Genomic DNA, 22,693 nt, shown 5'->3' with positions numbered 1-22,693 from the left:
CTATGAGTAAATTTATAAAAGACTATTTGATTACAATGAAGGATATCGTCAGAGAAGGAGATCCAATTCTGCGTCAGGTAACGGATGAAGTTAGCCTGCCGATTTCAGATGAAGATCGTGAAACGCTGGAGTGCATGATGCAATATTTGAAAAATAGCCAAGACCCAAAACTTCAAAAGAAATACAATTTACGTGAAGGTGTTGGTTTGTCGGCAAATCAGATTGGCTTGAATAAACGCATGTTTGTTATGTATTTTCCGGATGAAAAAGGGAAGCTGATTGAATATGCCCTTGTGAACCCGAAAATAATCAGCCATTCAGCTACGATGATTTATTTACCGCAAAGTGAAGGCTGTCTTTCTGTTGACCGTGATATAAAAGGCTATGTACCTCGTTATGAACGGGTTAAAATTAAAGCATTGGATAGCAAAGGTGAGACAATCGAGATGCGGCTGAAGGGCTTTGCTGCTATCGTGTTTCAACATGAGCTAGATCATTTAAACGGGATGATGTTTTATGACCGTATCAATATCGAGAACCCTTTCAAGCTTCCAGAAAATGTAGAAGTGAAAAGCTTGTAATACCAAAGAGGCAAAGCGCCAATGCTTTGCCTTTTTACATGTTTAAGATTGTCTTCCTGCCATATGCTTCTGTAAATCACTGAATATGGCCATACTCATTTGTTGGTATCCTTTGGAGGTGAGGTGGATGCCATCATCGCTAATTAAGTGGTTCAAGTCGCCAGCGGATTTAATGTAGGAACGCACATCAATCAGTGGCACCTTAAGTTCTTCAGCGAGGTTTTTCAATTGGCGGTTATACATTCCATGCCAATGTTCAATTCCGCCGACTTGGGACACAAAATGCCCGATTGAAGGCCCGAACCTTTCAGCGATAGATCGGTAATACCTAGCTGGATCTAATGGTGGGAGGGTCAAAAGAAAAGGTGTGACATGCTTGTCCTGAACCTGTTTAACAAGATGAGTAATATTTTCTAGGTACCGTTCGATGGGAACAATTGGCTCATGATCACCTTCTGGATTTTTGGCGACTTCATCCCAATGGAAGTTACAGTCGTTTCCACCAACCTCTATTAATACGATATCAGGATTTTCTGACATGACATCTTTATCGATCCGGCTAACTAGCAGGTCGGAGTTGTCATTGAAAACCCCTTTATTCAATACTTCAACGAATGGCAACGATTCTGTAAGCTTAGCTAAAGAGTTCGGATAATTGTCTTTAATAATGCGAAGCCGACCTTTAACATAAGAAATACCTCTGGTTAAACTATCCCCAAAACATACAATCTTCAAATTTCTCACCTCGGTATGTGACTGTGTTACTTATTATTTTAGTAGTAGAATAGTTTTTCAGCAAACTTTACTTTCTATTCATATAGAAGAGAGGTATTTTATTGAAATAGTACCCGCTTTTCCTTAATAAAAACTTAAAAAAGCGCTGAAAGCCCAGCGCTTTTTTAGTCATTGTAACGATTCCTCTTTTGGAGGCGTTTCTACTCTTGTTTTTCCCATAAAGAAAACTGTGATTGCAGCAAGACCGATTGGGATGAGGGCCAAAGTGAATATTAAGGAAATGGAATCAGACATTGCATGAACAATTTTATCTAGGATAAAGTCCGGAATCTGTGCACGTGCATCTGATTGGAAGAGCTGACGAGGGTCCTCCATTAGTACAGATGTGTCCGGTCCTCCCTGCATCCCTTTAAATGCGTCTGTCATTTTACTTGTGAATACATTATTCTGTATCGCTCCATAGATCGTAACACCGAGTGTCATCCCAAAAGAACGTAGGAATGAGTTTGTAGAGTTGGCCGATCCGCGAAATCTCGGTTCCAAATTATGAATCGAAGCAATAGGCAAAAGAGAGAACGAAAAGCCCATGCCGAAGCCAGTAAGAATCATGTAAAGTGTTAGTAAAGTTCTGCTGGTATCAGGGGTAATTGTCCCTAACAGAAGCATTCCTGCAAAATAGCAGACGACAGAAATTGTCATCAAGTTGCGGAAGCTGGTCTTTGTATTGAATATCCCACCAATTGCACTACCAACGACGGAACCAAGCATCATGGGAGTAAGAATTAACCCGGCATTTGTTGCAGATCCCCCGTAAACAGCTTGGACGAAAATTGGTATATAGACAGTTAAAATAATAAATGTACCGCCATATAGGATGGCTAAGATTTGAGAGGTTGCAAACAACCGTCTTTTAAATAACCATAATGAAATGATAGGATCTTTTGCTCTTTTTTCGAAAAAGAAAAAAGAAATGAAGAAAACTAAAAAGCTTGCAAACAGACCTATGATAGGAAATGAATCCCAACCATACTCTCCGCCCAGTTCGAGGGCAAACATTAAGCTAATAACGGCAATAACGAGTGTTGCTGCCCCACCCCAATCAATTTTTTGTTCTTGGGTATTGGCTGACTCTTTGTAATATCGCATGATGAAAAATAAAGAAATGATTCCGATTGGAACATTGACATAGAAAATCCAGTTCCAGCTAGAATACTCTGTAATATAAGCACCTAAAAGCGGGCCCAATACGCTTGAAGCTCCAAATACTGCTCCGAAAAGCCCAGTTAATTTTCCGCGTTTCTCAGGTGGGAAAATATCGAATATGATTGTAAAAGCAATTGGCATTAAAGCGCCGCCGCCAATCCCTTGGATTGCCCGAAAAATACTTAACTGGACTATGCTTTGAGCCATACCACATAATGCAGAGCCGATTAGAAAGACTACGAGGCCAAAAATAAAAAACCTCTTCCGTCCATACATGTCGGAAAGCTTACCGAAAATTGGCATGCTTGCCATTGTGGCGACCATATAAGCGGATGTCACCCAGACAAACTTATCGAAACCGCCTAAATCTGAAACGATCGTTCCCATGGCAGTCGCAACAATCGTATTATCCATTGCTGACATCAAGATACCTAATAATAAACCGGCAACAATGAATTTTTGGTTTTTTTGTTCTTTCATTTATTTTCCTCCTTAGTGCGTACTAATATTTCATAATTTTATTTACATAAATGAATGATAACCATTAAGATAAAATAAAATCATTTATCTTGATTTTCAAGATAAATTTAAGTGTAAGAGGGGTGGTATTTTATGTCAAGCGATAATATGGTGAATGCAGATATGTTAGAGAAGTTAACGCATAGTCTGAAAAAATATGGAATGAGATCGGTTTTATTTCAACAAAACATGGCCCAAAAAATAGGAGTTACCCATACGGACTTAAAGACTGCTGAGATATTGAATGAAACAGGACCGATAACCGCCGGTGAACTATCGAAAATTACGGGGTTGAGCACGGGCTCTGTAACGGCGCTAATCGATCGTCTTGAAAAATCTTGCTATGTAAAAAGGGAACGAGATCAATTGGATGGAAGGCGGGTAATGATTGTCCCAATGCCCGCAAGACAAGAACAGATCAAATCGCATTATCAATCACTCTCTACGGCTACCAAAAATCTATGTTCCACTTATAATGAGCAAGAGCTTACATTTATCCTTCAATTTGTGGAGGATATCTCAGAAATTATGGACAAGGAAAATGACAAGTTAATGAGTGAACGGGAAGGGTGGCTGAAATAAAGGCTACCCTTTTTACTTTTAGAGATATGAGGAGAGTTAAATAGGCGTTTTTCCCTTTTTAATGAGAAAGAAAAACGCTAGGGATATAACAAATTCTTCCACAACATATGGAAAATGTCTCGTTTTCAACAAAATTTATATTGATAATGATTTTCATTGTCTGCTAATATGAATCTAGAATTCATTTAAAAGGGAGATTCATATATGAAGAAAACAAAGGCATCATTAGCAGTCTTACTATCTACTAGCCTACTATTTGGCTGCTCACAGGAAAAGGAAGAAGTAAAGCCGGCAGACAAGCATGCCAAAGAAACGAGTGCAAGTGCGAGTGCTTTAGATGATGTATCTAGCGAATATCGGGAATATGCGATTGGTGAAATAGAGGAGTTTGTAAAAGCGACTGAAGAGTTTACGACAGCTGTAACGTCTGGTGATATTGAAAAAGCGAAGGAAGTATACGCACCGGCCCGTATGCATTATGAGAGAGCTGAACCAATTGCAGAAGTATTTGGCGATCTTGATCCCAAAATTGATGCGCGTAAAGGGGACGTTAAAGATGAAGAGTGGGGCGGTTACCACCGGATTGAAATGGGTTTATGGGAAGAAAACACAACAAAAGGTTATGAAGAGTATGCAAATCAATTGATGAGTGATGTCAATTTGCTTCGTGCCAAAGTTGAAACTGTTGAGGTCACACCGGATTTATTAATCACAGGTGCGGTTGATTTATTAAATGAAGTTTCTACCAGTAAGGTAACTGGAGAAGAGGATCGATACTCTCATACAGATTTATATGACTTTGTTGCAAATGTAGAAGGTGCCGAAAAAATCTACGAACTTCTTACACCAGCTCTTAAAGAAAAAGACGAAAAGCTTGTAACGGAAATCCAACAACGTTTTGACGATGTATACAGCTTGCTTGAGAAGCATAAAGAAGGTGATGGCTATACCTCTTATACGGATTTAAAAGAATCTGAGGTTAAAGAGCTAAGCCAAGCCATTGATGCATTAGCTGAACCACTTTCACAAATAGGGATTGTAACGGAGGAATCATAATTGAAAGAGAAAATGCCGAATGACGAAACCTCGCTTTTTACTAAAAAAGTAAGTCGTCGCAATATGTTGAAAACAGCAGGAGTTGGTGGGGTCGGAGTCGTGATAGGAGCCTCTGGATTTGGTGGGCTTTTGAATCTATCTGATTCGAAGGCAAATGGACAAACTAATGATATTGTTCCATTTTATGGGGCCAATCAAGCGGGCATTACTACTGAAGCTCAGGATAACCTTTATTTTGCAGCACTGGAAGTTACGACAGATAATAAATCCGACTTAATCCAGCTATTTAAGGACTGGACAGAAGCAGCGGCTCAGATGACAGAGGGAAAATTGGTAGGCGAAGCTTCTCTAAATGCTAGTATGCCTCCAAAAGATACTGGGGAAGCAAAAGAATTGTCACCCTCTAATTTGACGATTACTTTTGGAGTGGGTCCTACCCTATTTACGAAGAATGGTAAAGATCGGTTTGGTTTGAAATCGAAAAAGCCTGCTGAATTAAAGGATCTGCCCAAATTCCCTTTAGATGCGTTAGAAGATTCTTGGAGCGGTGGAGATATTTGTATTCAAGCATGTGCAGATGATCTTCAGGTTGCTTTTCATGCCGTTAGGAACTTAGTGAGAATCGGGAGAGGGAAAACGATTATTCATTGGGCCCAAACAGGTTTCCAACGTACTAAACAAGCCGATTCTCAAAAAACGACACCGCGTAACTTATTCGGGTTTAAGGACGGAACTGCCAATCCGGATACGAAGAAAAGTAGTGAAATGAATGATCATGTTTGGGTAAAGGCTGGGGATGGTCCAGACTGGCTTGTTGGCGGCAGTTATATGGTTGTACGCCGAATTCAGATGTACATTGAAGTATGGGACCGTACTATATTGAAAGAGCAGGAAAATACATTTGGCCGTCACCGTGACAGTGGAGCTCCATTAGGGATGAAGAATGAATTTGATAGTGTTGATTTAGAAGCTAAAGATAAAAATGGAAATCGGATTATTCCAGAAGATTCGCATATGAGTCTATCCAGGGGGGACGGAAAAGCAAAGATTCTGCGGCGTCCTTATTCATATGCGGATGGAATGGATCCTAAAACAGGAAGCTTGAACGCTGGCCTTCTGTTCATTTGTTATCAACGCAACCCAAGTAAACAATTTGTTCCTATACAGGAACGCCTTGCGAAAAATGATAAGCTGAATGAATATATCATTCACCGAGGTAGTGCTGTATTTGCTTGTTTGCCAGGTGTGAAAAAGGGTGGCTATATCGGAGAATCCCTTTTTAGGTAATTGAATTTTAAAAGATAGACGAGAAAATCGCCAGCATGGATGCGTATCCGGGTTGGCGATTTTAGTTCATAAATAAGGAGGGTACCAGTATGACTGTTTCTAAATGGAAAAGTGGGATATTGGTTTTAATAGTCAGTCTTTTATTTATTTCATCTGCAGTACGAGTTGTTTCGGCAGGTGAAAATCATGATCAGCTTTTTGTCTATATTGGCGATAGTTTAATGAAGACAAAATCCGGCGACCTTGACGCAGTTTCGGATAATATAGCTTTATTTGAAAAAGATTGGAAAATGATAAAAACGGACAGTGAAGTTGCGAAGAAAGTTGATAAGCAACTATTGGCTGTAAAAAGTGCTGTGAAGAACGAAGCAGACGCTGATGAAATTAAAAAGCAATTATCGGCTTTATCAAGTACTCTTATTACATATGATACAGAGGAAAACCCAGTAGATAAGACGGTCTATAAAGACCGGTTACAAGCGTTAATCCCATTAATAGATGAGTTGGATGCAACAATAGCTGAAGGTGACTTTGTTCAAGCTAAGAGTCAATATACAAACCTACGGAATCATTGGATTGACGCAGAGGTTGTTGTTCGGGAGGAAAGTGTTGCTTCATACGGTAAGATTGAAACGTATATGGCCTTTGTGCGGATAGCCATTACCCAGGACCCACCTGATTCGGAAAAAGCCAAAACGAATCTTTCTGAATTAAAAGGTTTACTGGAGGATTTTCTTGCTGGTAAGGTTAAAGAAGAAGACCAGAAGGTGACTTATTCACTTGGAGATGTTACACAACTCTTACAAGGAAGCGTAACCGATATTGAAAAAAATGATATCGATTCAGCAATTGATCAGTTGAATGAAATTTTAACAATTTGGCCTAATGTCGAAGGGGAAGTTTCAACAAGAGACAGCAAGTTGTACAGTGATATGGAAACAAAAGTTCCGACCGCAATCAGCTTGTTACAATCGAAAAAGATAAAAGCAGAGGAAGCGAAGGATATCGTTTCGGATTTAAACACCCGGTTGCTACCCTTGATTGATGATACGAGCTATACAACATGGGATGCTGCTTTGATTCTTTTACGGGAGGGGCTAGAAGCACTCTTGATTGTAGCGACATTATTGTCTTTTCTAAAGAAAATTGGACAAGCGGACAAACAAAAATGGATTTGGACAGGGGTCGGTGCTGGATTAGCCGCGAGTACTATCTTTGCGGTCATCATCAATATTGTTTTCTCTCAAATTACGGCTGCGTCAAGCCGTGAGTACATTGAGGGAATCACTGGGATAGTGGCAGTATTGATGATGTTGACAATTGGCCTTTGGCTCCATAGTAAATCGAATATCCATGCATGGAACCGTTATATTGGCAAGCGAATGGACCAAGCTATTGCTACAGGTAGTATCGTCTCGTTTGCTTTAATTAGCTTTTTATCCATTTTCCGTGAAGGTGCGGAGACAATTATCTTTTATGCAGGTATGGCGCCGTATATGGAATTGAAGCAGCTATTAAGCGGGATTGCAATTGCCTTCCTCATATTAGTAGTGATTGGTTTTATCATGCTACGTTACAGCGTGAAACTACCGATTACCCTATTCTTTAAAGCAGCAACGATACTCATCTATGTTTTGGCATTTAAGATTCTTGGGGTCTCTATTCATTCACTTCAAGTTTCACAAGTTCTGCAGACACATACGATTACTTCCTTCCCGTTTGTAGAATGGATAGGACTTTATCCGACAGTAGAAACGATACTTCCGCAAGCTGTATTAATTCTGTTGATCTTATTGGCTACCTATTGGGTTAAAAAAAATAATTCTGTACATGCATCTGAATAAAAAAAGGGGACTGACGAATGTCAGTCCTCTTTTGTAGTATCTAGCGCAGAGATCGGCGATAGGAATATTGTTTCCATTGATAGAGGATAAAGCAACCAATGCAGAATCCAAGGATGGCTATGAAAGAAGCAAGCCCGACCATCACCGTAAAAATATATCCTGAAACGGTCCAACCAAGCAAGAAAGAAATTAATCCAAGTCCCAAGCAAACGACTGCAATAACTTGGTTGAATTGCTGTTGTGAATGATCTTCCGGAATATAATCAGAAGGCCGCTTTTTCAAGAAGAGCTTTGCAAGCCGCATAATCGGATTGAAATTAAAGATAAGCCCTAAAAGTCCTGCTGTAAACGGAATCGCTAATATCCATATTTGACCAGTTAGTAAGGCAGTCACCACACTTGAAAATATGACCCATTGATTCGTGCGTACTAAGGGACGGGGAATAGAACGAATTTCACTCGTCATTTAAATACCAACCTCCCTGATGAGTTTTATTATATTTTATCTTTATTATAGCTACTTGTTAAGTGGGAATGATAACAAAGTCTATAAAATCAAAACTAAACCTCCTTATTTATAATAATTTTTATTTAGTATTGATTATTATTATTAAAACGGTATAATATAATATATAACAATTAGTTAAAGTAGGAGGACGGTATAATGGTAACAAAAGTTTGTCAAACATGCGGTACACCAATAAAAAAACTAAAGCATTCTTCGATATGCCAATGCGGTCCTAAAATATTGAGCAATCAATTTTCAGCTAAAACAAAAAAATAAACGGCATAAAATAGAATGATAAATTAAACCGGTTATTGAAAATAATCGGTTTTTTGTTTACTTGTGGAGTGTAAAGATGTGTAACTAAAAAAAATATCTTTACCCAATATTAAATATTTTTATTTTGAGTAAAAATAATGTACGATTAGAGAATAGAATTTAATGTCAGGGTGGAACAAAAGACAATGTATTAGTTTGTCTAAACCATCACGTGACGGTTGGGAGGGGTTATATTGGGAACGAGACGTTGAAAATTGGCGAGTTGGCGGAAATGGCGAATGTTACGAAGAGAACTGTTGATTACTATACAAACATGGGCCTGCTAAAAGCAGAACGTTCCGCCTCTAACTACCGTTATTATTCAGTCAGGGAACTTGAACGGCTTCACCGGATTGAGGAGTATAAAAGAAAAAACCTTTCATTAGAAGATATAAAGGAACTATTTAACCAGGACAAGGAAGTTTCATCTGTCATTGAGGAAACAGGACTTCAACTGAAAAGTAAACTGGATGGCTTGAATGAGGAACTACGGGAAGTAATCAGGCTGATTGAAAAGGACGAAAAAAATGAACTTCTTCTAAAAAAACAGATTTCTCACGAAAGTATTGCCTTAATCCAATCATTATTAGTGTTGTTAGTATAATCCAGATTTATTCTCGATAGTTTACTGTACTAAGGTGCATATTAATAAAGGACTTCTTCACAAAATGGTTGGGATGAGGCATTCATGTTAAAATTCAGTTTGTTTTTGAAATGGACATTAACCATTTACACAGGAGGTGCTTGGGATTAAACCGTGTTTTCCTATTCCTGGGTATTACTCAAGGTAGGGTATATACATGGTAAACCCGCACATATTGGAGATTTTTATAAAATTATTAGCAGTAGCTGTATTAATAGCATTAACGGCATTTTTTGTTGCCTCAGAATTTGCAATCGTAAAAGTCAGAAGTTCTCGCATTAATCAATTGATTGAAGAAGGACATAGAAATGCACTTGCAGCCAAGAAAGTAACCACACATATTGATGAGTACTTATCTGCTTGTCAATTGGGGATTACAGTAACCGCATTAGGTTTAGGGGTGCTGGGTGAACCGACGGTGGAGGCAATATTTAGACCATTGTTTTTAAGATGGGGATTAGATGAATCCGTAAGTCATATTATCTCTTTCGTGATCGCGTTTGGTTCTGTCACATTCCTTCACGTTGTAGTCGGGGAACTAGCACCAAAAACAGTTGCGATTCAAAAGGCTGAGGAAGTAACATTAATGTTTTCAAAGCCATTAATTCTGTTTTATCGTATTTTGTACCCGTTTATTTGGTTATTGAATGGTTCTGCTCGTGTTCTTACAGGCATGTTCGGGTTAAAGCCTGCTTCTGAATCCGAAATGGCTCACTCAGAAGAAGAACTGCGCATTATTTTATCAGAAAGCTATAAAAGCGGTGAGATTAATCAATCAGAATATAAATATGTAAACCAAATTTTTGAATTTGATGAGCGTATTGCCAATGAGATTATGGTTCCTCGTACGGAAATGACGGTAATTGAAAAAGGTATGCCCTTATTGGAGGTTGTTGAACTCATTCAAGAAGAGCAATACACCCGTTATCCTGTTATAGACGGTGATAAAGATAATGTAGTGGGTATGGTCAATATCAAGCGTCTTTATACAGCAACAATTACAGAAGAAAATGTTTCAGAATTGACGGTTGATTCATTTGTAACTCCAATTATTCGTGTTCTTGAAACAATCGCAATTCATGATTTACTACTGAAAATGCAGAAGGAACGGATTCATATGGCCGTTTTAACAGATGAATATGGCGGTACTGCAGGTCTTGTTACGGTTGAAGACATTCTCGAAGAAATCGTCGGAGAAATACGAGATGAATTTGACCAAGACGAACGGCCGCTTATTCAAAAAATTGATGAGGGACATTATGTTTTTGATGCAAAAACATTGGTCGAAGATGTTAATGATACCCTTGCAATAGAATTGCCAGAAGAAGATATAGATACATTGGGCGGTTGGTTCCTAACAGGGCGATTTGAAATTGCAGTCGGCGATAGAATAGAATATGCCGGCTTTGAATTTACCGTAAAAGAGATGGATGGCCATCATGTCTTATATGTTGAAGTTAAGAAAATTTAATAATCACGAAAAACCGAAAGCGAAAGCTTTCGGTTTTTATAATTTTACTAAATAATGAATTAATAATTGAGTATGGATTACTTACAATTAAAAAGGTAGACTACTACTCTAATGGAAAAGGATTTCATGAATAATAACGCTGTAGGTCACAATTTATACTATGAAAATGTTAAAATGTAGAGTGAGACATTAAATCTATCTAAATATAAACATATTGGAATGTTAGTAATAAGATTTATCTTTGCAAAGACATTCTTTTTCTGGCTGATTATAAATTAAGAGAAGAAGGTAGGCGGAAAAATGGGTTTTAAGAGGAAGCAAATGTTAGGGTTCGGTTTAATCTTGCTTTTCTTGGCTATATTACTTTCTTTCATGATGTTTACGCTTAACAATTTAAAGAGCAGTATGACCGAAATAGTTGAAAACCGCTATGAAAAAGTTCAAGCTTCGATGGAAATCCGTCAGTTGTTTTCAAGGTCAGACCGTGAAATTTTGTTTGCTGCTGATGATGCGAATAAAGAAGAAAGAGCCAATAGTCTAGAAATTATAAAAGAGAATCATAGTTTGATTGAATCACAAATTGCTGAATTATCTGGTACTTTAAATAAAGTAAAAGCAAAGCAATTGTTGAAAGAGTTTGAGACTCAATATACATCTTACTCCATAACAGAGACTGAGATTATTCAAAATATACAAGAAGAAAATTCTTCTGAAAATATTTCCAGGTTGATGAGAGATCAGCGGGAAAAGCGGACAAAAGTTATCAGCGCGATGGATGACTTTAAAGATTTCCAAGAAGGCATTATGAAAGAAACCTTAAGAAATTCGAAACAAACCTATGAAGATATGATTAGTTTCACAATCTTTGCTGTTATTCTTAGCATTTTAGTTATTTCAGTAACGATGGTTTGGATGATTCGCAGCACATCAAAAGATTTGCAATCCATTACGAAGGTCATCAAGAATATTGATTTTAAAAACTTATCGGTAGTACCAAGAATTTCAGTTCGAACAAAAGATGAAATTGGTGATATCGCTCGATCCTTCAATGATATGGCAGAATCGCTTGAAGCCTATAATCAAAAGGAGAAAGATTTCACTGAAAAAATCAGTGAACAGAACTGGATTCAGACTCGTGTTGCAGATATTGCTACCATGTATCAGCGTATTGTTGATGTGGAGGTTCTTGCTGACAGGTTCATTACAAGGCTTGCGCCGATGATGGGAGCGTCCATTGGGGCGATTTACGTCAGGCGAGGTGTGGGAAAAGATATGCGTTTTGTAAAGCTTTCCAGCTTTGCAGGAGATGGTGAGGATGCAGGTAGACGTGAATTTCGATTGGGTGAAGGTTTGATTGGACAATGCGCTCAAGAAGGAAAATCGAAATTCATCGACAATATTCCAGAAGACTTCCATTTGGTTACAACAGGGCTAGGGGAAGTCAATCCTAAAAGCATTGTCATTGCACCGGTCGTATTTGAGGATGAAGTTATTGCAATGGTTGAATTGGCAAGCTTGGAGACCTTTACGAAGTTGCAAAAAAGTTTCTTAACCCGTGTGTTGGATACTCTAGGCATCACGATCAATAATGTAGAAGGTCGGATGGAAATAGAGCGTTTATTGAAAGAATCACAGGCACAGACCGAAGAGTTGCAGGCTCAATCGGAAGAGTTACAATCTCAGTCAGAGGAAATGCAGGCCCAATCAGAGGAATTGCAAACACAGGCTGAAGAGTTGCGGATGATTAACGAACAATTAGAAGAGAGAAATCGCGAAACCGAAGATAAATCGAAAGAGCTTCAAGTCGCAAAATTAAATCTTGAAAAACAAGCAGAAGAATTAAAGTTAAGTTCAAAATACAAATCGGAGTTCATGGCAAATATGTCCCATGAATTGCGGACGCCGCTTAACAGTATTTTGATTTTATCTGAAATGCTTTCTGATCCTAATGATAGTAAATTAAATGAAGAGCAGCAGGAATTTGCTCGTGTTATTAACTCATCAGGTCAAGATTTATTAACATTGATTAATGATATTCTGGATTTATCAAAAGTTGAAGTTGGAAAACTTGAAGTTGTCTTCGACGAAATGAATATGAGTGAGCTGCCTGAGGTTTTGCACCGTAACTTTGATCATGTAGCGAAGAAAAAGAACATCGACTTTATAATCGATAAAGATAAAAATGTACCGGACATTTTCTTTACGGATGAACAGCGCTTCCAGCAAATCTTGAAAAACTTATTGTCCAACGCATTTAAATTCACGGAAAAAGGTTCTGTGTCTGTCCGAATTAAAAAAGCGGATGAAGAAAATGTCGCACAGTGGATTCAAACAAAAGGTGCAAGCAATTGGATTGAAATTAATGTGGCGGATACTGGTATTGGAATTTCCAAGGAAAAGCAGAAACTAATCTTTGAGGCGTTCCAGCAAGGCGACGGAGCTACAATGAGGAAATACGGTGGTACAGGACTTGGGCTTTCCATATGTCGTGAATTTGCTAAGCTGCTAGGAGGCTGGGTCATTGTAGATAGTAAAGAAGGCCAAGGTAGTACATTTACCTTCTTTATTCCAAGTATGCCAGAGGGCTTCAAACATGTTGGCGAAGCAATAGCTGCTTCTCCTGAAGTGGCAGCAGCTACCCATGAAGCAGCCGAATCTTTTGTAGAGCAGGAAGAACAGGATGTCGTAATATTCGATGGTGACGGCAAGAAAAATGGTAATCCATTCTGCAATAAAACCGTACTGGTCGTCGATGATGACCACCGTAATATCTTTGCACTAAAAAATGCCCTGAAGCATGAGGGGATGGAAATCCTTACGGCTGAAAATGGCTATGAATGTTTGGAGCTTCTTGAAAAAGGGAATAATATAGATGCAATATTAATGGATATAATGATGCCAGGAATGGATGGTTATGAAACGATGACTAGAATTCGCGAGCAGAATAAGTTCGAGAATCTACCAATCATCGCTTTAACAGCTAAAGCGATGAAAGGCGATAGGGAAAAATGCCTGAAAGCTGGCGCGTCCGACTATGTCAGTAAGCCATTAAAATTAGATCAGTTGCTATCAGTTCTTCGTGTGTGGCTGACTAATTAATTGATAGTACGGGTAAGGAAGGTTTTTCATGAAGGATACATTAACTGTTGAAGAACGAGAAGATGTAGAAATTGAATTATTATTGCAAGCCATTTATTCTGTTTCCGGCTTTGATTTTCGGAAATATATGCGTTCTTCTATAAAGCGGAGAGTTGAAAATCGGATGAGGCTGGACCATATTCGTAGGATAAGTGGAATGATTGAAATGGTTTTATATGAAAAAGGGTATGTCGAGAAACTTCTGAATGATTTTTCGATAAACGTTACTGAAATGTTTCGCGACCCGGATTTCTTTAAAGCTTTTCGATTAAAAATTGTACCGCTTTTAAAACAGCTCCCGGAAATTAGAATTTGGCATGCGGGTTGTTCGACTGGTGAAGAAGCCTTCTCAATGGCCATCCTTCTGAAGGAAGAGGGGCTTTATGAAAAGGCGAAAATTTATGCGACTGATATGAATGAAGATGTTCTCCGTCATGCGGAAAAAGGGATACTTCCGCTAAATAGAATGCAGTCTTATACAAAAAACTATTTGCAGGCCGGCGGAAAACAGGAATTTTCGGAGTATTATACGACGGATTATCAAAATGCCTATCTTAATTCTAGCCTTCTTAAAAACATAGTGTTTTTCCAGCATAATTTGGTCACTGATGGTTCGTTCAATGAGTTTCATATTATCATGTGCCGAAATGTGATGATTTACTTTACCGGTGAATTACAAACCTATGTAAACCATTTGTTTTATGACAGTCTTAGTAAAGAAGGCTTTCTTGCAGTTGGTAGTAAGGAAACACTTCATACATCTTCCTTATCGGAAGATTATGAGGACTTTGATTCAAAGGAACGGATTTATCGGAAATTATAAGAAGGGGGAGTTCGCATATCTAGCGGACTCCTCTTTTTCATTAGGCCACTAGTAATATGTTTACACCCTGTTTTTGGGTGATACAAAAAAATTCTTATAATATGTTTAGAGTGTCATAGTAACGGGTATATATAATGAATTGGTCTGCGAATGTGATGATAAAGTGGTTTATTATTATTAAAAGAGACTGAGCTTCGTTATAATAAAATGGAAACTACCCTATAGGAAACCACAATAATGAAACGCATTTACATAATAAAGATAAAAACTTGCCGCTCGATATAAGCCAAAAGGGGAATAAAAGAATGACGATATTAATCGTAGATGATAACCAGGTTAACCTTTTCGTTATAGAGAAAATTCTAAAGAGGGCTGGCTATACGGATTTTCTATCATTAACTTCTGCTGTGGAGATGTTTGAATATTTACAGGTGGATGGTCTAAAACCAAAGGAGACTTCTGTTGATATCATTCTGCTTGATATTATGATGCCTGAAATCGATGGAATAGAGGCGTGCAGACGACTTCAAAATATCCCACACCTTAAAGATATACCCGTGATTTTTGTGACCGCACTTGAAGACTCAAACAAGGTGGCCGAGGCACTTGATGTGGGCGGTATTGATTATATAATGAAGCCTATTAATAAAATTGACTTGCTGGCCCGGATTCGTGTGGGATTAAGGCTTAAATATGAAAAAGATTGGCATAAAATGCAGGATGAAAAAATTCGTAATGAATTAGATCTCTCGATGCAGGTCCAAAGCAGTCTCTTAAGTGAGCCCATTCACAATGACCACTTAACTATCAAAGCCTCATACTTACCTGCAAATAAGTTAGCGGGAGACATGTACTATTGGCATCGCATTGATGAAAATCGATATGGAATCATTCTGCTTGATATGATGGGTCATGGAATATCCGCTTCACTTGTTTGTATGTTTATTTCCTCTGTTTTGAGGGATGCGATTCGGACACATACAGATCCTGTTGCAGTCATAAACGAAATGAATCACTGGATGAGTGTCCTTAATAAAGAAGATAACCAAGTGCACTATTATTTTACAGCGATTTATATGATTATTGATACAGAGCAAAAAACAGTGGAATATGTTAACGCTGGACATCCTCCAGGCTTCGCTTTAATGGATGATGGAAAAGTGGCTTCTCTTTCAAAAGGGACATGTCCTGTGGGATTCTTCACTGAGATGAATATAGAGAAATCAATCATTCATTATGAAGACAGAATTCAACTTCTGTTATTTACAGATGGAGTCATGGAGGCTATCGATCGGGATGGCACCGAAGGGCTGAATCAAATACAAGAAGCGGTCTCAACGAGTTGGTTTGATATCAAGGAAACCGCTCCTATTGATTTTGTTATGCCCCCTGAAATGCAACAAGACCAGCCGGATGATATGTGTGTTGTTGTAATTCAAGCTAATTGAAAAAGGAAGAGGCTGCAGTTTATACCTGCAGCCTCTTCTGTGGTGTGGAAATTCTTATATAGGAGAGTTTCGATGTAGTATCCTGCGATTTTAATTTGCTAATTAACGTTTATTTTTCAATTTACTAACAGCGTCTTGGAGATTGCCTTTTAATTTATCAACTTTACCTTCTGCTTGTAAGTGAGGATCATTTTTCGCGTTACCGACCTGGTCTTTCGTTTCGCCTTTTACTTTATTGACCGTACTTTTTACTTTGTCTGATAAACTGCTCATTATGCTGCCTCCTTTTTCTTTATATACTATATATACCCTTGTATAGGTCGAGTAAACCAAGTTGTATATAAGAATCATTTATGAAGCGATTGTTGCCTTTTTACTGTGAATTTGAATGAAGCGATAAGCCTGTTCAATGATTTGATCTTTATCATAATCCAACGAAGCAACATGATAGGAATTTTCAAGGGCGATTAATTCCTTATCAAGGGACAATACAGTATCGTATATTTGATTGGAACATTGGGCTGGTACAACGTGATCTTCTGGAGAATGAAAAAGAAGTATCGGGCAGCTAATGTTTTCGAGCTGTTGACTTGTATGCTCCATAATATCAAGCAACTGATTAATTGCTTTTGAGGGAACTTGGTCATAAGTGATTTCAGTAACAGTATCGTCTTTTACGTCAGGCTCACCTTCAGGAATGAAACGCGGAACCGATGGGTTACGATAGATTTCATACTCAGGAACTTGAAGTGCGGCGTTAATAGTGAGAATTCCTTCACAAGGTACTTTTGTCGCTAAATCCAAAACAAGGGCGCCGCCCATTGATTGTCCTATTGCAAATACATATGTGCAGGTTTGCTTTAGCTTTGCATAGGCAGTCTCGACATCATGTACCCAATCTTGATAATGGCACGTTTCCATATCCAGCTCATCGGTACCATGGCCCTTCAAACGTGGAGCATAGACTGTATAGCCTTTAGCAGCGAGGTTATCACCTAAATACCTTACACTTTGTGGTGTGCCATTAAAGCCATGGCAAATGAGGATTCCGATAGAATTGCCAGGGAGGAAAAAAGATTCTGCACCTGGTATTACCTTTGCTGCTGTCATATCTCCATCTCCTTTAAATCATAATCTATTAAAAAAGGGGTTATTGATTATTAGATTCTGTCTTTCTAATAATATTAACTATTCCGATTATATTACTTGGTTATATAATATCATAACAAGATTTAGAAAGTCAACTTGGTTATGTTTCTTGTTCAATACATCAAGAAGGTACTTAAGGCAAGAAAAAAACAGGACTGCAAATACTTGTGGAAGATATACGTTGACGCGAGTACCTAAATATAACAAAGAAATCTAGCTTGGTTTCAATTAATAAATACAACTCCTTCTATAATATATGTTTACTAAAATACCGATCTAAGAGGTTGTTAAAATGCCTAACAAAATAAAAACTATAAAAATAGGAATAGTCGTTGACTTTCAAGTGGAATAGGATTAATATAAATAAGCACCAAGTACGACAAACAAAAAACTTCATCCACTTTTGGTAGATTACTAAAAGAAATAATAACTATTGACTTCTTATTATGAAAGTGTTAAGATGAAATGGTCGCTGAAAAACACAGCGATTCAAAATAAGTTAAAAACTTCGCAGAAGTTGACAACTAATCAATAGCGTGTTATGATGAATAAACAAGTTGTTCGAAAGAATGACGATAAAATTGCTCTTTGAAAACTGAACAAAACAAAGCGCCAACGTTAATTTTTAAAAGTGAGCACACACTATCAAAAAGCAAAATGAGCAAGTCAAACATTTCTTCGGAGAGTTTGATCCTGGCTCAGGACGAACGCTGGCGGCGTGCCTAATACATGCAAGTCGAGCGAATCGATGGGAGCTTGCTCCCTGAGATTAGCGGCGGACGGGTGAGTAACACGTGGGCAACCTGCCTATAAGACTGGGATAACTTCGGGAAACCGGAGCTAATACCGGATACGTTCTTTTCTCGCATGAGAGAAGATGGAAAGACGGTTTCGGCTGTCACTTATAGATGGGCCCGCGGCGCATTAGCTAGTTGGTGAGGTAATGGCTCACCAAGGCGACGATGCGTAGCCGACCTGAGAGGGTGATCGGCCACACTGGGACTGAGACACGGCCCAGACTCCTACGGGAGGCAGCAGTAGGGAATCTTCCGCAATGGACGAAAGTCTGACGGAGCAACGCCGCGTGAACGAAGAAGGCCTTCGGGTCGTAAAGTTCTGTTGTTAGGGAAGAACAAGTACCAGAGTAACTGCTGGTACCTTGACGGTACCTAACCAGAAAGCCACGGCTAACTACGTGCCAGCGACCGCGGTAATACGTAGGTGGCAAGCGTTGTCCGGAATTATTGGGCGTAAAGCGCGCGCAGGTGGTTCCTTAAGTCTGATGTGAAAGCCCACGGCTCAACCGTGGAGGGTCATTGGAAACTGGGGAACTTGAGTGCAGAAGAGGAAAGTGGAATTCCAAGTGTAGCGGTGAAATGCGTAGAGATTTGGAGGAACACCAGTGGCGAAGGCGACTTTCTGGTCTGTAACTGACACTGAGGCGCGAAAGCGTGGGGAGCAAACAGGATTAGATACCCTGGTAGTCCACGCCGTAAACGATGAGTGCTAAGTGTTAGAGGGTTTCCGCCCTTTAGTGCTCGCAGCCTAACGCATTAAGCACTCCGCCTGGGGAGTACGGCCGCAAGGCTGAAACTCAAAGGAATTGACGGGGGCCCGCACAAGCGGTGGAGCATGTGGTTTAATTCGAAGCAACGCGAAGAACCTTACCAGGTCTTGACATCCTCTGACAACCCTAGAGATAGGGCGTTCCCCTTCGGGGGACAGAGTGACAGGTGGTGCATGGTTGTCGTCAGCTCGTGTCGTGAGATGTTGGGTTAAGTCCCGCAACGAGCGCAACCCTTGATCTTAGTTGCCAGCATTCAGTTGGGCACTCTAAGGTGACTGCCGGTGACAAACCGGAGGAAGGTGGGGATGACGTCAAATCATCATGCCCCTTATGACCTGGGCTACACACGTGCTACAATGGATGGTACAAAGGGCTGCAAACCTGCGAAGGTAAGCGAATCCCATAAAGCCATTCTCAGTTCGGATTGTAGGCTGCAACTCGCCTACATGAAGCCGGAATCGCTAGTAATCGCGGATCAGCATGCCGCGGTGAATACGTTCCCGGGCCTTGTACACACCGCCCGTCACACCACGAGAGTTTGTAACACCCGAAGTCGGTGAGGTAACCTTTATGGAGCCAGCCGCCTAAGGTGGGACAGATGATTGGGGTGAAGTCGTAACAAGGTAGCCGTATCGGAAGGTGCGGCTGGATCACCTCCTTTCTAAGGATAAATACGAGAGCGCTTTTGTTTTGTTCAGTTTTGAATGAGTAATTCATTCAGATACGAAAGATCTCATCACGTTGTGATGAAGTTTTTTCTTCTTTGTTCCTTGAAAGCTAGATAATAGATAGAAGGCAATTAATTTTTTCAAAGCATCAGTAAGATCTTTTTTAACGGTTAAGTTAGAAAGGGCGCACGGTGGATGCCTTGGCACTAGGAGCCGATGAAGGACGGGACTAACACCGATATGCTTCGGGGAGCTGTAAGTAAGCTTTGATCCGGAGATTTCCGAATGGGGAAACCCACTGTTCGTAATGGAACAGTATCTTTACCTGAATACATAGGGTACTGAAGGCAGACCCGGGGAACTGAAACATCTAAGTACCCGGAGGAAGAGAAAGCAAATGCGATTTCCTGAGTAGCGGCGAGCGAAACGGAATTAGCCCAAACCAAGAGGCTTGCCTCTTGGGGTTGTAGGACACTCAACATGGAGTTACAAAGGAACGGGGTAAATGAAGTGATCTGGAAAGGTCCGTCAAAGAAGGTAAAAACCCTGTAGTTGAAACTTCGTTCCCTCCTGAGTGGATCCTGAGTACGGCGGGACACGAGAAATCCCGTCGGAAGCAGGGAGGACCATCTCCCAAGGCTAAATACTACCTAGTGACCGATAGTGAACCAGTACCGTGAGGGAAAGGTGAAAAGCACCCCGGAAGGGGAGTGAAATAGATCCTGAAACCGTGTGCCTACAAGTAGTCAAAGCCCGTTAATGGGTAATGGCGTGCCTTTTGTAGAATGAACCGGCGAGTTACGATTTCATGCGAGGTTAAGTTGATAAGACGGAGCCGCGACGAAAGCGAGTCTGAATAGGGCGAATGAGTATGAGGTCGTAGACCCGAAACCAGGTGATCTACCCATGTCCAGGGTGAAGTTCAGGTAACACTGAATGGAGGCCCGAACCCACGCACGTTGAAAAGTGCGGGGATGAGGTGTGGGTAGCGGAGAAATTCCAATCGAACCTGGAGATAGCTGGTTCTCTCCGAAATAGCTTTAGGGCTAGCCTCAAGATGAGAGTATTGGAGGTAGAGCACTGATTGGACTAGGGGCCCCCAACGGGTTACCGAATTCAGTCAAACTCCGAATGCCAAATACTTATTCTTGGGAGTCAGACTGCGAGTGATAAGATCCGTAGTCGAAAGGGAAACAGCCCAGACCACCAGCTAAGGTCCCAAAGTATACGTTAAGTGGAAAAGGATGTGGAGTTGCTTAGACAACCAGGATGTTGGCTCAGAAGCAGCCATCATTTAAAGAGTGCGTAATAGCTCACTGGTCGAGTGACTCCGCGCCGAAAATGTACCGGGGCTAAACGTATCACCGAAGCTGTGGATTGACACCGTATGGTGTCGATGGTAGGAGAGCGTTCTAAGGGCGTTGAAGTCAGACCGGAAGGACTGGTGGAGCGCTTAGAAGTGAGAATGCCGGTATGAGTAGCGAAAGAAGGGTGAGAATCCCTTCCACCGAATGCCTAAGGTTTCCTGAGGAAGGCTCGTCCGCTCAGGGTTAGTCGGGACCTAAGCCGAGGCCGAAAGGCGTAGGCGATGGACAACAGGTTGATATTCCTGTACCACCTATACATCGTTTGAACGATGGGGGGACGCAGAAGGATAGGGTAAGCGCGCTGTTGGATATGCGCGTCCAAGCAGTTAGGCCGGAAACGAGGCAAATCCCGTTTCCATTAAGGCGGAGCTGTGATGGCGAGGGAAATATAGTACCGAAGTTCCTGATTCCACGCCGCCAAGAAAAGCCTCTAGTGAGATGTAAGGTGCCCGTACCGCAAACCGACACAGGTAGGCGAGGAGAGAATCCTAAGGTGTGCGAGAGAACTCTCGTTAAGGAACTCGGCAAAATGACCCCGTAACTTCGGGAGAAGGGGTGCTTTTAGGGTGAATAGCCCGGAAAAGCCGCAGTGAATAGGCCCAGGCGACTGTTTAGCAAAAACACAGGTCTCTGCGAAGCCGCAAGGCGAAGTATAGGGGCTGACACCTGCCCGGTGCTGGAAGGTTAAGGGGAGAGGTTAGCGCAAGCGAAGCTTTGAACCGAAGCCCCAGTAAACGGCGGCCGTAACTATAACGGTCCTAAGGTAGCGAAATTCCTTGTCGGGTAAGTTCCGACCCGCACGAAAGGTGTAACGATCTGGGCACTGTCTCAACGAGAGACTCGGTGAAATTATAGTACCTGTGAAGATGCAGGTTACCCGCGACAGGACGGAAAGACCCCGTGGAGCTTTACTGCGACTCTGATATTGAATTTTGGTACAGCTTGTACAGGATAGGTAGGAGCCTGAGAAGCCGGAGCGCTAGCTTCGGTGGAGGCGTTGGTGGGATACTACCCTGGCTGTATTGAAATTCTAACCCGCGCCCCTTATCGGGGTGGGAGACAGTGTCAGGTGGGCAGTTTGACTGGGGCGGTCGCCTCCTAAAGAGTAACGGAGGCGCCCAAAGGTTCCCTCAGAATGGTTGGAAATCATTCGTAGAGTGTAAAGGCACAAGGGAGCTTGACTGCGAGACCTACAAGTCGAGCAGGGACGAAAGTCGGGCTTAGTGATCCGGTGGTTCCGCATGGAAGGGCCATCGCTCAACGGATAAAAGCTACCCCGGGGATAACAGGCTTATCTCCCCCAAGAGTCCACATCGACGGGGAGGTTTGGCACCTCGATGTCGGCTCATCGCATCCTGGGGCTGTAGTCGGTCCCAAGGGTTGGGCTGTTCGCCCATTAAAGCGGTACGCGAGCTGGGTTCAGAACGTCGTGAGACAGTTCGGTCCCTATCCGTCGCGGGCGCAGGAAATTTGAGAGGAGCTGTCCTTAGTACGAGAGGACCGGGATGGACGCACCGCTGGTGTACCAGTTGTCTTGCCAAAGGCATAGCTGGGTAGCTACGTGCGGACGGGATAAGTGCTGAAAGCATCTAAGCATGAAGCCCCCTCGAGATGAGATTTCCCATAGCGCAAGCTAGTAAGATCCCTGAAAGATGATCAGGTTGATAGGTCAGAGGTGGAAGCGTGGCGACATGTGGAGCTGACTGATACTAATAGATCGAGGACTTAACCACGCTTTAAAAAATGAAATACCTTCTTATTATCTAGTTTTGAAGGAACAACGTTCCTT

15 protein-coding genes and 2 rRNA genes are annotated in these 22,693 nt (G+C 41.0%); 12 read left to right on the top strand and 5 right to left on the bottom strand.

All coding sequences use genetic code 11. The features are described 5' to 3' along the window. The first annotated feature begins 2 nt into the window (after positions 1 to 2). The gene (gene def / locus JFU24_RS15185) at positions 3 to 581 is read left to right on the top strand and encodes a peptide deformylase (RefSeq protein WP_201250167.1); all 579 of its coding nucleotides are present in this window, start codon (positions 3 to 5) and stop codon (positions 579 to 581) included. Positions 582 to 623: 42 nt separating this feature from the next. On the opposite strand, the gene JFU24_RS15180 is transcribed toward def, so the two are convergent. Next, complete coding sequence (locus tag JFU24_RS15180) at positions 624 to 1,316, bottom strand: SGNH/GDSL hydrolase family protein (protein WP_201188289.1); 693 nt, start codon at positions 1,314 to 1,316, stop codon at positions 624 to 626. Positions 1,317 to 1,484: 168 nt separating this feature from the next. Further along, positions 1,485 to 2,999: an MDR family MFS transporter gene (locus JFU24_RS15175; RefSeq protein ID WP_053348259.1), complete on the bottom strand. Its 1,515-nt coding sequence runs from the start codon at positions 2,997 to 2,999 to the stop codon at positions 1,485 to 1,487. Positions 3,000 to 3,131: 132 nt separating this feature from the next. Here JFU24_RS15175 and JFU24_RS15170 point away from each other — a divergent pair, with 132 nt between their 5' ends. The 4 genes from JFU24_RS15170 to JFU24_RS15155 all read left to right on the top strand — a co-directional run bounded on the left by JFU24_RS15170 (position 3,132) and on the right by JFU24_RS15155 (position 7,807). Beyond that, positions 3,132 to 3,620, top strand: a complete 489-nt coding sequence (locus tag JFU24_RS15170; RefSeq protein WP_201188291.1) for a MarR family winged helix-turn-helix transcriptional regulator — start codon at positions 3,132 to 3,134, stop codon at positions 3,618 to 3,620. Positions 3,621 to 3,824: 204 nt separating this feature from the next. Beyond that, on the top strand, positions 3,825 to 4,676 hold the full coding sequence (efeO, locus tag JFU24_RS15165; RefSeq protein ID WP_201250166.1) for an iron uptake system protein EfeO: 852 nt from the start codon (positions 3,825 to 3,827) through the stop codon (positions 4,674 to 4,676). Then, positions 4,677 to 5,963 (top strand): iron uptake transporter deferrochelatase/peroxidase subunit, encoded by a 1,287-nt coding sequence (gene efeB, locus JFU24_RS15160; RefSeq protein WP_397329060.1) that lies wholly within the window; start codon positions 4,677 to 4,679, stop codon positions 5,961 to 5,963. Positions 5,964 to 6,052: 89 nt separating this feature from the next. Next, on the top strand, positions 6,053 to 7,807 hold the full coding sequence (locus JFU24_RS15155) for an FTR1 family protein (protein ID WP_201250165.1): 1,755 nt from the start codon (positions 6,053 to 6,055) through the stop codon (positions 7,805 to 7,807). Between the two features lie 40 nt (positions 7,808 to 7,847). On the opposite strand, the gene JFU24_RS15150 is transcribed toward JFU24_RS15155, so the two are convergent. After that, on the bottom strand, positions 7,848 to 8,273 hold the full coding sequence (locus JFU24_RS15150; protein ID WP_201250164.1) for a DUF4395 domain-containing protein: 426 nt from the start codon (positions 8,271 to 8,273) through the stop codon (positions 7,848 to 7,850). A gap of 565 nt (positions 8,274 to 8,838) precedes the next feature. On the opposite strand from JFU24_RS15150, the gene JFU24_RS15145 reads away from it, so the two are divergent. The 5 genes from JFU24_RS15145 (at position 8,839) to JFU24_RS15125 (ending at position 16,153) form a co-directional block, all read left to right on the top strand. Then, the gene (locus JFU24_RS15145) at positions 8,839 to 9,234 is read left to right on the top strand and encodes a MerR family transcriptional regulator (protein WP_242485346.1); all 396 of its coding nucleotides are present in this window, start codon (positions 8,839 to 8,841) and stop codon (positions 9,232 to 9,234) included. 196 nt (positions 9,235 to 9,430) lie between these two features. After that, the gene (locus JFU24_RS15140; RefSeq protein ID WP_445670465.1) at positions 9,431 to 10,744 is read left to right on the top strand and encodes a hemolysin family protein; all 1,314 of its coding nucleotides are present in this window, start codon (positions 9,431 to 9,433) and stop codon (positions 10,742 to 10,744) included. Positions 10,745 to 11,065: 321 nt separating this feature from the next. Then, positions 11,066 to 13,843: a response regulator gene (locus tag JFU24_RS15135; RefSeq protein ID WP_242485345.1), complete on the top strand. Its 2,778-nt coding sequence runs from the start codon at positions 11,066 to 11,068 to the stop codon at positions 13,841 to 13,843. Positions 13,844 to 13,871: 28 nt separating this feature from the next. After that, positions 13,872 to 14,705, top strand: a complete 834-nt coding sequence (locus tag JFU24_RS15130; RefSeq protein ID WP_201250162.1) for a CheR family methyltransferase — start codon at positions 13,872 to 13,874, stop codon at positions 14,703 to 14,705. Between the two features lie 305 nt (positions 14,706 to 15,010). Next, complete coding sequence (locus JFU24_RS15125; RefSeq protein WP_056525851.1) at positions 15,011 to 16,153, top strand: fused response regulator/phosphatase; 1,143 nt, start codon at positions 15,011 to 15,013, stop codon at positions 16,151 to 16,153. Between the two features lie 102 nt (positions 16,154 to 16,255). Here the strand turns inward: JFU24_RS15125 and JFU24_RS15120 are convergent, their stop codons facing one another. Both JFU24_RS15120 and JFU24_RS15115 read right to left on the bottom strand, forming a co-directional pair. Beyond that, on the bottom strand, positions 16,256 to 16,426 hold the full coding sequence (locus JFU24_RS15120; RefSeq protein WP_082527580.1) for a CsbD family protein: 171 nt from the start codon (positions 16,424 to 16,426) through the stop codon (positions 16,256 to 16,258). 78 nt (positions 16,427 to 16,504) lie between these two features. Then, complete coding sequence (locus JFU24_RS15115) at positions 16,505 to 17,263, bottom strand: alpha/beta hydrolase (protein WP_201222411.1); 759 nt, start codon at positions 17,261 to 17,263, stop codon at positions 16,505 to 16,507. A 714-nt stretch (positions 17,264 to 17,977) separates the two neighbouring features. Here JFU24_RS15115 and JFU24_RS15110 point away from each other — a divergent pair. Continuing rightward, a 16S ribosomal RNA gene (locus JFU24_RS15110) occupies positions 17,978 to 19,530 on the top strand. A gap of 175 nt (positions 19,531 to 19,705) precedes the next feature. Then, a 23S ribosomal RNA gene (locus tag JFU24_RS15105) occupies positions 19,706 to 22,637 on the top strand. The 16S and 23S rRNA genes sit together here, the layout of an rRNA operon. Positions 22,638 to 22,693 lie beyond the last annotated feature (56 nt).

The sequence above is a fragment of the Peribacillus sp. TH27 genome (assembly GCF_016650915.1).
In the GTDB taxonomy this organism is placed as follows: Bacteria; Bacillota; Bacilli; order Bacillales; family DSM-1321; genus Peribacillus; species Peribacillus butanolivorans.
Note: the sequence above shows the minus strand (reverse complement) of the source record. Positions and strands in the feature narration are given on the sequence as shown.

What these genes read in the sequence shown, in the direction of transcription:
- JFU24_RS15170 (WP_201188291.1), top strand. Translation starts at nt 3,132, where the DNA reads ATGTCAAGCGATAATATGGTGAATGCAGATATGTTAGAGAAGTTAACG.
- efeO (WP_201250166.1), top strand. Translation starts at nt 3,825, where the DNA reads ATGAAGAAAACAAAGGCATCATTAGCAGTCTTACTATCTACTAGCCTA.
- JFU24_RS15125 (WP_056525851.1), top strand. Translation starts at nt 15,011, where the DNA reads ATGACGATATTAATCGTAGATGATAACCAGGTTAACCTTTTCGTTATA.
- JFU24_RS15155 (WP_201250165.1), top strand. Translation starts at nt 6,053, where the DNA reads ATGACTGTTTCTAAATGGAAAAGTGGGATATTGGTTTTAATAGTCAGT.
- JFU24_RS15140 (WP_445670465.1), top strand. Translation starts at nt 9,431, where the DNA reads ATGGTAAACCCGCACATATTGGAGATTTTTATAAAATTATTAGCAGTA.
- JFU24_RS15130 (WP_201250162.1), top strand. Translation starts at nt 13,872, where the DNA reads ATGAAGGATACATTAACTGTTGAAGAACGAGAAGATGTAGAAATTGAA.
- JFU24_RS15175 (WP_053348259.1), bottom strand. Translation starts at nt 2,999, where the DNA reads ATGAAAGAACAAAAAAACCAAAAATTCATTGTTGCCGGTTTATTATTA.
- JFU24_RS15150 (WP_201250164.1), bottom strand. Translation starts at nt 8,273, where the DNA reads ATGACGAGTGAAATTCGTTCTATTCCCCGTCCCTTAGTACGCACGAAT.
- JFU24_RS15135 (WP_242485345.1), top strand. Translation starts at nt 11,066, where the DNA reads ATGTTAGGGTTCGGTTTAATCTTGCTTTTCTTGGCTATATTACTTTCT.
- JFU24_RS15115 (WP_201222411.1), bottom strand. Translation starts at nt 17,263, where the DNA reads ATGACAGCAGCAAAGGTAATACCAGGTGCAGAATCTTTTTTCCTCCCT.
- def (WP_201250167.1), top strand. Translation starts at nt 3, where the DNA reads ATGAGTAAATTTATAAAAGACTATTTGATTACAATGAAGGATATCGTC.
- JFU24_RS15120 (WP_082527580.1), bottom strand. Translation starts at nt 16,426, where the DNA reads ATGAGCAGTTTATCAGACAAAGTAAAAAGTACGGTCAATAAAGTAAAA.